Source organism: Persicitalea sp., from assembly GCF_041751555.1.
Taxonomy (GTDB): Bacteria; Bacteroidota; Bacteroidia; order Cytophagales; family Spirosomataceae; genus Persicitalea.
Window position 1 is genome coordinate 1 of the sequence record NZ_JBGSXF010000245.1, and the last position, 11070, is coordinate 11070.

General features: G+C 54.2%; 7 protein-coding genes. All 7 read left to right on the plus strand.

Annotated elements, in window-relative coordinates:
- The first annotated feature begins 46 nt into the window (after positions 1-46).
- Positions 47-523, plus strand: coding sequence for a 6,7-dimethyl-8-ribityllumazine synthase (gene ribH / locus ACEW8P_RS08765; RefSeq protein ID WP_373512715.1), 477 nt, complete (start codon positions 47-49; stop codon positions 521-523).
- 123 nt (positions 524-646) lie between these two features.
- Positions 647-2005 carry an aspartate kinase gene (locus ACEW8P_RS08770; protein WP_373512709.1) on the plus strand — a complete coding sequence of 453 codons (1359 nt, stop codon included), beginning with the start codon at positions 647-649 and terminating at the stop codon, positions 2003-2005.
- A gap of 84 nt (positions 2006-2089) precedes the next feature.
- Positions 2090-3364, plus strand: a complete 1275-nt coding sequence (serS, locus tag ACEW8P_RS08775; RefSeq protein ID WP_373512710.1) for a serine--tRNA ligase — start codon at positions 2090-2092, stop codon at positions 3362-3364.
- A gap of 78 nt (positions 3365-3442) precedes the next feature.
- Positions 3443-4939: an Asp-tRNA(Asn)/Glu-tRNA(Gln) amidotransferase subunit GatB gene (gatB, locus tag ACEW8P_RS08780; protein ID WP_373512711.1), complete on the plus strand. Its 1497-nt coding sequence runs from the start codon at positions 3443-3445 to the stop codon at positions 4937-4939.
- 55 nt (positions 4940-4994) lie between these two features.
- Entirely contained in the window at positions 4995-6134 is a 1140-nt protein-coding gene (locus tag ACEW8P_RS08785) for a redoxin domain-containing protein (protein WP_373512712.1), read from the plus strand.
- A 180-nt stretch (positions 6135-6314) separates the two neighbouring features.
- On the plus strand, positions 6315-7118 hold the full coding sequence (gene proC / locus ACEW8P_RS08790) for a pyrroline-5-carboxylate reductase (RefSeq protein WP_373512713.1): 804 nt from the start codon (positions 6315-6317) through the stop codon (positions 7116-7118).
- 163 nt (positions 7119-7281) lie between these two features.
- Positions 7282-11070, plus strand: a 3789-nt coding sequence (locus ACEW8P_RS08795) for an alpha-2-macroglobulin (protein WP_373512714.1), incomplete at its 3' end; no start/stop codon positions are given.

Here is an 11070-nt window from a genome sequence, read left to right on the forward strand (position 1 = left end):
TAGCGGGCGAAAGCAACCCGCGTCCACGAACAAAACCCAACAAAAAATGTCAACTACCCAAAAAAACCTAAGCGAGTTCGCTACCGACAACTTACCGGACATCAGCGCGAAAACCTTCGCCATAGTAGTAGCGGAGTGGAACCACGAAATCACGGAAAAGCTATTCGAAGGCGCACACCGGACGCTCCTGCAATACGGGGCAAAGCCCGAAAACATCATCCGCGCCAACGTGCCGGGCAGCTACGAGCTTAGTTATGGCTCGCAGGTTTTTGCCCAAAGGGAAAACGTGGACGCGGTTATCGCTCTCGGTTGCGTCATTCAGGGCGAAACAAAGCACAACGATTATATTAACAACGCCGTAGCGCACGGTCTCACGCAGGTCAGTTTGAAATATGACAAGCCCGTCATTTTCGGTGTCCTGACGCCCAACGACCAGCAGCAAGCCCTTGATCGCGCGGGTGGAATCCACGGCAACAAAGGCGACGAAGCGGCGATCACGGCGATTAAAATGTTAAATTTTTGAAGGAGAAGAGGAAGGCACAAAGCGGGGTGTCCCGTGGCGCACATAGTGAGGTTGCGTCAGCCTGAACACCTCAACAAGGAAACATCAATTACACGATTCCACGATTAAACAATTACACAACCTATGCAGGTTTGGAAATTCGGAGGCACTTCCGTTGGGAAGCCCGAGCGGATGCACTCCATCCGCGATTTAATTACTAGTACTGAATCACGCAAAATCGTAGTGCTGTCGGCATTGTCCGGGACGACCAACGCACTGATTGCCATTGGCGAGTCGGCCAAAGCGAATCAGGACGACGAGGCCATTGACAAGATAAAGGCTCTGCGCGATCATTACGATGTGTTTGTGAAAGAACTGTACAGCACCGAGGCCGGGCTGGCGAAGGGGCAGGAAATCGTGAAGAATGAGTTTTCCTTCATTCGCTCTTTGGTTAATATCAAGCCTTTCACCGCCAAACGTGAGAAGGAACTAGTGGCTGAGGGTGAACTGCTTAGTACCCAGATGTTTGAGGCGTACCTCGAAGAGCAAGGTGAAAACTCCATTTTGTTGCCCGCATTGGAGTTCATGCGCATCGACGCCGAAGGCGAGCCGGAACTGAGCCTGATCGAAGAGCGGCTTACTACCATTTTGGATCAGCATTCCGACAAGCAGCTGGTTATCACGCAGGGGTTCATTTGCCGCAATCCGCGCGGCGAGGTAGATAACCTCAAGCGCGGTGGCTCGGACTACACAGCTTCGTTGATCGGCGGTGCGATTCGGGCGGAAGAAATCCAGATTTGGACCGACATCGACGGGATGCACAACAATGACCCACGCATCGTAAAGCGCACGTTTCCGATTCGGCAACTGACCTTCGAGGAAGCGGCGGAGCTGGCCTATTTTGGAGCCAAGATACTGCATCCCAGTACCATCACGCCCGCTAAGTTACGCGGCGTCCCCGTACGGCTGAAAAACACCATGCAGCCCGACGCTCCCGGCACGCTCATCGCTACCAAGAGCAGCGACCGAGAGATCAAAGCCATTGCCGCCAAGGACAATATTACGGCAATATATGTCCACTCGACCCGAATGTTGAATACCTACGGCTTTTTGCGGCGAGTGTTCGAGATTTTTGAGAAATATAAAACTCCGGTGGATATGGTAACTACCTCGGAGGTATCGGTGTCCGTGACGATCGACAACAACGAACATCTGGACGCCATTAGCGCCGAATTGCGCGAAATCGCCGATCTTGAAGAACACGATCGCGACCAGACGATTGTCTGCATCGTCGGCAATTTCAGCGCCGACAAGGAAGGCATCGCCATTAAGGTGCTGGAAGCCCTGAAAGACATTCCGCTGCGGATGATTTCCTACGGTGCGTCGGAACACAATCTGTCGATCCTGATTCATTCCAGCCTGAAAGACCGGGCTTTAAATGCATTGAACGAGCGGCTTTTTTACTATGAGGATGCCATGAAGGATATTTTCACGGCACCATGATGAATGGTAGAGACGCGGCATGCCGCGGCTAACAGGCGAAAGCAACCCCACGCTGAAACAGGCCAGAATCCAAACCCAACTCCCATGCTACAAACTACCTTCATCCGCGATAACAAAGAATCAACCATCGCCGGATTACAGAAAAGGAACTTCCCCGACGCCGAAGACGCCGTGGAACTTATCATTAAACTGGATCGCTTGCGCCGCGAAACGCAGGGCGAACTGGATAGTGTACTGACTGAGTCCAACGCCAAGGCCAAGGAAATCGGCGGCCTGATGAAGCAGGGCAAAAAGGCGGAAGCCGAAGCTGCCAAAGTCGAGACGGTTACGCTGAAAGAACGTTCCAAAGAACTGGACGAGCAACTCAAAAAAGCTGAGGCCGAGTTGCAAAACGAGCTGGTCAAACTACCTAATTTGCCTCACGAAAGTGTGCCGACGGGTCGATCTGCCGATGATAACGTTACGGTATTAGAGTGGGGCACGAAACCTACGCTGCCACCCAACGCACAGCCACATTGGGATTTGATCAAAAAGCTGGACATCGTTGATTTCGACTTAGGCAATAAAATTACGGGTGCGGGTTTTCCTGTCTATAAAGGTCAGGGTGCAAGGCTGCAGCGCGCCATGATTTCTTTTTTCCTGAACGAAGCTGCCGCCGCAGGCTACCTGGAAATCCAGCCACCGTTACTCGTCAATGCCGACTCGGGCTTCGGCACCGGGCAGCTACCCGATAAGGAAGGGCAAATGTACCACATCACCAACGAAGATCTCTACCTGATTCCTACTGCCGAAGTACCGATCACGAATCTTTACCGCGACGTGATTCTACAAGAAAGCGAACTACCTGTCAAGAATGTGGGCCACACCCAGTGCTTCCGCCGCGAGGCCGGAAGTTGGGGGGCGCACGTGCGTGGACTGAACCGTTTGCACCAGTTTGACAAAGTGGAGATCGTGCAAATTACCAGGCCGGAGGAATCCTATGCCGCGCTAGACGAAATGGTGTCCCATGTGCAGGTACTTCTGGAAAAGCTGGAACTACCCTACCGTATTCTGCGCCTGTGCGGGGGCGATATGGGCTTTACCTCGGCCCTAACCTATGATTTCGAGGTGTGGTCTGCCGCGCAGGAGCGTTGGTTGGAGTGCAGTTCAGTGTCGAATTTTGAAACTTACCAGGCTAACCGCCTGAAACTACGCTACAAAGCGGAAGGAAAGACACAACTGCTGCACACCTTGAACGGCTCGGCATTGGCACTGCCACGCATTCTGGCAGCTTTGCTGGAAAATAATCAGCAGACGGATGGAAGCATTCGGGTGCCGGAAGTGCTGGCGGGGTATTGTGGGTTTGAGAAGGTTGGCTGAGAGGAAAAGTGAACATTTTTCCCCAAGTCGGCAAATCACCGCGTAAGCCCTATCTTTGCCAAAAGTGACGCAATTCCCATGACCATTATCGAATTGACCCCGACGGCAGTCTCCGACGAACTTCTTGCTCAGTACGAAACCGTTATTGGCCTGGAAGTTCACTGCCAACTCTTGACTGAATCCAAGCTTTTTGCCTCCGACACCAACCGTTTCGGCGGCGAACCCAATACCCACATCAGCCCGTTGACGCTGGCTCTGCCGGGTACTTTGCCTAAGCTGAACAAGAAGGCCGTAGAGTTCGCCGTGCGGCTGGGACTGGCCTGCGGCTGCGACATCAGCCGCCGCACGATTTTTGACCGCAAGAATTACTTCTACCCCGACCTTCCCAAAGGCTACCAGATTTCTCAGGATAAAGCCCCGATTTGCGTGGGTGGCAGCGTGACGGTAACTACCAAGGGTAAAGAGGCCGCCACGACAGAAAGCACCATTCGTTTTCACCACATTCACCTCGAAGAGGATGCGGGTAAATCGGTACACGACGGCAGCAGTACCGATACGCAGCTCGACTACAACCGCGCCGGGACGCCGCTTGTGGAAATGGTGAGCGAGCCGGACCTACGCTCAGCTGAGGAAACGGGTGCATTCGTGACCGAAATCCGACGTCTGGTGCGCTACCTAGAAATTTGTGATGGCAACATGGAAGAAGGTTCTTTACGATGCGATGTCAACGTGTCGGTGCGGCCGTTCGGACAGGAAGAATACGGTACCAAGGTAGAAATCAAGAACATGAATTCTATCCGCAACATCATGCGGGCCGTGGAATACGAGCGGCGACGGCAGGTGGCGACGCTGGAAAACGGCGACGCGCTGTTCCAGGAAACACGGATGTTCGACGCCGAAACGGGCGAAACTTACGGGATGCGCGTGAAGGAAACGATGAACGACTACCGCTACTTTCCTGATCCCGACCTCTGCCCGATCGAGCTGACGGAGGAAAGGGTGCTGGAAATAAAAAAACAAATGCCCGCGCTACCACGCGAACTACGGGAAAAATTCGTCAGTCAGTACGGCATCCCGGCCTACGACGCCGAACTGCTCACCGATACCCGCGATATGGCCCGTTACTTCGAAGAACTGTGCGAACTGACGCCCCACTACAAAGCTGCCTCCAATTGGCTGATGGGCCCCGTCCGCTCGTACCTGAACGAAAACGGTACGGAAATTGCGGCTTTTCCCCTACCACCGGGAACGCTGGCCGAACTCATCGAGTTGATAGAAACGCAGGTTATCAGTCATTCCGTGGCCACACAAAAAGCTTTCCCGGCTTTGCTTGATGCGCCTGACCGCTCACCTCGTGAACTGGCCGAGGCTAACGACTGGCTCCAAAACCGCAATACAAACGAACTCGAGACGTTGATAGACGAAGTTCTGCAAGCCATGCCCGATAAGGTGAAAGCCTATCAAAAAGGCAAAAAGGGGCTAATGGGGCTTTTCATCGGAGAAGTTATGAAAAAGTCGAAAGGCAAGGGTGACCCGAAAATGATCAATCAGCTTCTGGGTGAAAAACTTACTTAGTTGCCCTTCGGCTCCGCTCAGGATGACAATTGATAATGAAAAAATATACAGTACTATGAAAAAGATAAAGTATATCGCACTGCTCATGTTGTTGAGCGTCTTTGCATTTGCCCAGCAGGAGCCTATGCCAAAGGATTTTACGGTCTCGGGTAAAGTAAAAAATGGCTCTGCGGGTGAGAAAGTCTTCTTGCAGTTTTCTACCAACCCGCCCGTGACGCTGGATTCGACGACGCTGGCCGCCGACGGTACTTTCATCATTAAAGGCACGGAGAAGGATGAGGGTAATTTCTATATGCTCAACATCGCTGACCGCCAGAAAATCGTGCTGCTCGTGGAAGGCGGCGAGAACTTTGTCGTGACCACAGACGGTTACGACAAAAACGATAAGGGCGAACCCGGCAAGTACACAGTAAAAGGCTCCGAAAATATGGATTACTACGCCCAACTCATGCAGATGAACCAGGCAATGGTCGATAAGGTCAACAAGTGGAACGATGACTACGCCAAGGCGACCGAGAAGAAGGACAACAAGAAAATGCAGGAGATCCAGAATAATTTCCAGGCCGCCGAGGTAGAACATGTGGCCAAAATCAAGGCCCTGCTGCCCGAAATGGGTACTTCGCTGGTCGCCATCTTTGCCGCTAATAATATGCTGAACCCGGAGCGGGACTTTGCCGAAATGGAAGCCGTAGCCCAGCGGTTTGAAAAGGAAAAGCCCTCGTCAAAGATTGCTCAATCATACATCAGCTTTATCAAGCGGATGAAAGGCATTTCAGTGGGCGATATGGCTCCCGACTTCACGCTCAATAATCCCGAAGGGCAGGATGTGACGCTCTCGTCATTGCGCGGCAAATACGTGCTAATCGACTTCTGGGCGTCGTGGTGCGGGCCTTGCCGCATGGAGAACCCCAACGTGGTAAAGCTCTATGACAAGTATAAAGACAAGGGTTTTGCGATTTACGGCGTTTCGCTCGATAAGGACAAAGCCGCCTGGCTCGCCGCTATCAAAAAGGACAACCTGACCTGGACGCACGGCTCCGATCTCAAATTCTGGAATTCGGCCGTGGCCCAAACTTATGGCGTCAGCGCCATTCCGGCTACTTTTCTGCTGGACAAAGAAGGCAAGGTAATTGCCAAAAACCTGCGCGGGGCCTCGTTGGAAGCCAAAATCAGCGAACTGCTCGGCGGCGAGTAGGAATAGAATCAAGGAACGAACAACGAAAAGCCCGGCCTAGCGTCGGGCTTTTCGTTTGGGTAGTTGTTTATTTGTGTAGTCGTTTATTTTTTGCGGCCCCCGGGTAAGAGACTTCAACCCACCGCACTCAAAAGTTCTAAGCCGACATTGGCTAAACATCTCAACCCCTAAACAATAATTATGAAAATCGCCATCATCGGCTGCGGCAACATGGGCATGGCCTTCGCCCGCGCCTTTTTGAAATTCGATTTGGTCAAAAAAGAAGATTTTTTGCTCGTGGAGAAAAGCGCCGAGCGCAAAGAAGGACTGCACAGTTTTCAGCCGGGCGTCCTGACGGGTGTCATCAGTCCTGAAATCGGTACGTACGACTTAGTTATCCTCTCCGTCAAGCCACAGGATTACCTGGCGGTGTCCACATCGCTGCGTGAGGTCATACAGCCAAGCCAAATCGTACTTTCAATTATGGCGGGCATTTCGATGCAAACGATTCAGGATTCGCTGGCCCACCAACCCGTGGTGCGGGCTATGCCCAATACGCCCGCGATGCTGGGCATGGGCATTACGGCCTACGCCGCCTCGCCGGAAGTAGAGCGGGGGCAGTTGCGCAAGGTCGAGAACCTCATCAACGCCACCGGACGGTCGGTTTTTCTGGAAGACGAAAGCCAGTTAGACGCCGTAACCGCCTTGAGCGGCAGCGGTCCGGCCTATTTTTTTTATTTAGTAAAAACCATGATCGAAGCGGGCAAACAAATGGGCTTCGAGGAATCCGTGGCCACGTTGCTGGTGAAGCAAACAATGCTCGGCAGCTACCACCTCATCAACAACGCCGACCGCTCGCTCGATGAACTCATCAAAGCCGTGGCCTCGAAAGGCGGAACCACCGAAGCCGCCCTGCGCGGTTTCGAGGCAGGCAAACTGGCCGAAGCACTCACGCAGGGCATCCACGCCGCTCAACGACGCGCGACGGAACTTTCCAAGGGGTAATTTGAATCAAGGGTGCGGGTGTAGCCGCACCGCAACTACAATAGCCGCTTCCAAAATCTGGGAGCGGCTATTTTCATAAATAAATCCCCAAATCACTATATTCACCCCACCAATTCCCGCGCCAGCCTCTTTGACCTTTCACCCTTGACTTTTTGAACCCAAGATGCCCAAACGCCTCGCCTCCACCCTATCGTTGCTATTTCTGTTAACGATTGCCGCCTGCTCTTCCTTCAACGAAGTTCACCTTGTGGGCAAGAATTTTACCGACGAGGTGCAGCTGTCGCAGAACATGGTTTTTACTTTCAATAAAGATTTGGTGCAGGAAAGCCGCCTGGGCATTTGGGACTCGACGCAGTACGTCAAGTTTTCGCCCGCCGTGCGGGGCAAGTTTAAGTGGACAGCCCCCAACGAACTGGTTTTCTCGCCCGTGGCCGCCCTCGCTCCGGCCACAAACTACAAGGCGGAATTGACGGATGAGCTTTTGAACCACGTCGAAAAGGATAAAAAGTACGACGTGGACGACGAGAACGTAGATTTTCACACGCCCTACCTCCAACTCACGGACCTCCAAAGCTGGTGGACGCGTTCTTCGGAAAGCAGTCGCCCCGAGGCGCGGCTCCGGTTGACGTTCAACTACCCTGTAGAGCCGCAAGCCGTGGCCGAGCGGTTGAAAATCGCCTTACGCGACAACGCTATGACCTTCCGCGCCCTGCCTTCGTCCGACGGGCGCAGCGTGACTGTGGCCCTTACCCAAACGGGCACCGCCGACGACAATCCCATCCCAATGACGGTGCAGCTCGACAAAGGCTTGAAGATCGTTGGTAACGACTACACTACGCCTGAGCCGCTGGAACGCGCCGTGAGCCTACCCTCGCCGTTGCATCTGGAAATCGCCGACGTGCAGACGGGTTTTGAAAACAACAAGGCTTTCGTTCGCGTCGTGACCACGCAGGAACTCGCGCCCGAAAGCATCGGCACGGGCTACACTCTCGATCCAGCCCTCGCCGCCAAGACCGAGGCCACCGAAAACGGCTTCACGCTCCGTGGCGATTTCAACGAGACAGATACCTACGTTTTGAAACTCAACACCAATTTGAAGGGCGTTTTAGGGCCAAAGTTGACGGAAGAAGTTTCGCGCGATTTGTTTTTTGGCAAGATGCCCGCCGGGATTTCTTTTGCCAATAAAAAAGCGGTGTACCTCACGCCCAAAGGCGCGAAAAACATCGGCGTGCAGATCGTGAACGTGCCCAAGGTGCAAGTCAAAATCGCCAAGATTTACGAAAATAACATCCTGAGCTACGTCCGCAATAGTCGTTACGAGGATTACGATTACGTGGGCGATAATTACGAAGCCACGGGTACCTACAATTACAGCGACGACGATCAGAATTTTTACAGCGATGTGGTCGTCAACAAAACGGTGGAAACCGAAAACCTGCCGCGCATGAAGGGCGTCACGGCGCTCAACATTGCGCTCCCCGATGACAATGGCCGCAAGGGCGTGTACCTAGTGTCGGTGCATTCCAAGGAAGAGGCGTACCTGGGCTCCACAAAACTCGTCGCCATTTCGGACATTGGTTTGGTCGCCAAGGAAGGGCAGGACGAAGTTTGGGTTTTTGCCAATTCCATCAAAACCACCGAGCCACTGAGAGGCGTGGAAGTCACGCTCGTGAGTAGCAACAACCAGTCGGTTTATACCCTGGAAACGGATGGCGATGGCGTGGCGCATTTCGAGAATCTGAGCGAAAAAGCACCCGGCTTCAAAATGGCGATGATTACGGCCCGCACGAAGGAGGATTTCAATTATTTGTTGTTTCAGGATACCGAAATCGAAACCTCGCGCTACGAAGTCGAGGGCGCGCGCGACAACCCGGCCGGCCTGATGGCGTTCATCTACGGCGAGCGCGATATGTACCGTCCCGGCGAGACAATGCACTTCAACACCGTCTTGCGCACCAACCGCTGGGACACGCCGGACGAAATTCCCCTCAAAATAAAGCTCGTGACGCCCAACGGCCGCGAGTACCGCACCTGGCGCAAGTCCACCAACGGGCAGGGCGCGGTAGAAACGGAAGTGACCGTGGAAGCCTCAGCCCTCACCGGAACGTATCAACTGGAAGTCTATAACGCCAACGACCTGTTGTTGGCGTCGCAGTCGGTGAGCGTGGAGGAATTCATGCCCGACCGTATCAAGGTGACTTTGAGCGGGGCCAAGCCGCAGTACAAAGCCGGGGAAACCGTTACCCTGACGGCCACCGCCATCAATCTTTTCGGTCCACCCGCGGCGGGACGCAATTACGAAATGGCCATTCAGTGGAGCCGCAAAGTGTTTTCATCGCCCAACTTTCCCGAGTTCAGCTTCGATATTTCCGCCGAAACCGCCTTCGAGCGCGAGCAGCGGCAGGGCGTCACCAACGAGCAGGGACAAGCGACCGAGCGCATTCCCATTCCTGCTCAATACAAGGACATTGGTCTGCTGGAGGGAAAAATTTACGTGACGGTTTTCGACGAAAACGGGCGGCCCGTTAATCGTCTGCAACGCTTCGATGTGCTGACGCAGAACACGCTCTTCGGCATTCGTTTGCCCAGCTATTACGTAAGTACCAACGCACCCGTTCCGGTCGAAATCATCGGCGTGGACAGCAAAGGCACGTTGCAGAAGAACGTCGCCACGCAGGTGGAAGTTGTCCGCATCGAATACCAGACGGTGGTCGAGAAGCAGAATGAGCAACTCCGCTACACCTCGCGCAAGCGGGAGAAAACCGTCTATTCCAACACCCTCACGCTCGGCAACGGACGCGGGCAGTTCCGCTACGTGCCGACTGTTTCGGGCGAGTACGAAGTACGGGTGCGGCGTCCGGGTGCCGAACATTACGCGGCTACGAATTTCTACGCCTATGGGAACGGCTCGACAGAATATTCGTCCTTCGAGGTAAGTACCGAAGGCCGGGTCTTAATGGAGACCGACAAGGAAAAGTACCAAGTGGGCGACAAGGCCAAGATTTTGTTCAAAACACCCTTCGACGGCCGCTTGCTGGTAACGGTGGAGCGTAATCACTTGCTCGAACACCACGTGCTGACGACCGAGAAAAAAGCCGCCGAACTTACGCTGGCGCTCAAAGAGGAGCATTTGCCCAACGTCTATATTACCGCCACGCTCATTCGTCCGCTCGACGCGTCGGACTTGCCGCTGACGGTGGCGCATGGTTTTGCCCCCATTGCCGTGGCCGCGCCCGACCGCGAGTTGCCCGTGGCGATCACCGCCGTGGCGCAGTCGCGTTCCAAAAATAAACAGCAGATCAAACTCAAAACCGCCGCCAACGCGCTGGTGACGGTATCGGTCGTGGACGAGGGGATTTTACAAATCAAGAATTTCCGTACGCCCGACATCCACGGCTATTTTTACCAAAAACGCGCCCTGGAAGTCGTCAGTCACGATTTGTACGCCTTCCTTTTCCCTGAACTCACCTTCTCGACCACATCCAGCGTGGGCGGCGACGGCTACGACCTCGAACGCCGCATCAATCCCCTCAGCAATGGCCGCACCGAACTCGTCACGTTCTGGAGCGGTATCCTGACCGCCAACGGCGGCGGCGAGGCCACGTTCGACATTGCCATTCCGCAGTTCAGCGGCGATTTGCGGGTAATGGCCGTGGCCTACAAGGGTGATGCCTTTGGCTCGGCCAACACCAACATGAAAGTGGCTGATCCGGTCGTCATCAGCACGGGCGCGCCGCGTTTCCTCAGCCCCAACGACGAACTGCTGCTGCCCGTGAACGTGAGCAACACCGAGAAAAAAGCCACCACCGTCACCGTCTCGCTACAAACCAGCGGGCCGCTCGCGCCCGGCGATAATTCCGCGCAGAAACTCACCATTCCAGCGGGCCAGGAAGCACGGGCTCTGTTCAGCGTGAAAGCGGGTTCGGGCATTGGTTTGGGCAAGATCACCGTG

Excerpts from the sequence above, each read along its gene's own strand:
- ribH (WP_373512715.1), top strand. The coding sequence starts at position 47 with ATGTCAACTACCCAAAAAAACCTAAGCGAGTTCGCTACCGACAACTTA.
- ACEW8P_RS08770 (WP_373512709.1), top strand. The coding sequence starts at position 647 with ATGCAGGTTTGGAAATTCGGAGGCACTTCCGTTGGGAAGCCCGAGCGG.
- serS (WP_373512710.1), top strand. The coding sequence starts at position 2,090 with ATGCTACAAACTACCTTCATCCGCGATAACAAAGAATCAACCATCGCC.
- gatB (WP_373512711.1), top strand. The coding sequence starts at position 3,443 with ATGACCATTATCGAATTGACCCCGACGGCAGTCTCCGACGAACTTCTT.
- ACEW8P_RS08785 (WP_373512712.1), top strand. The coding sequence starts at position 4,995 with ATGAAAAAGATAAAGTATATCGCACTGCTCATGTTGTTGAGCGTCTTT.
- proC (WP_373512713.1), top strand. The coding sequence starts at position 6,315 with ATGAAAATCGCCATCATCGGCTGCGGCAACATGGGCATGGCCTTCGCC.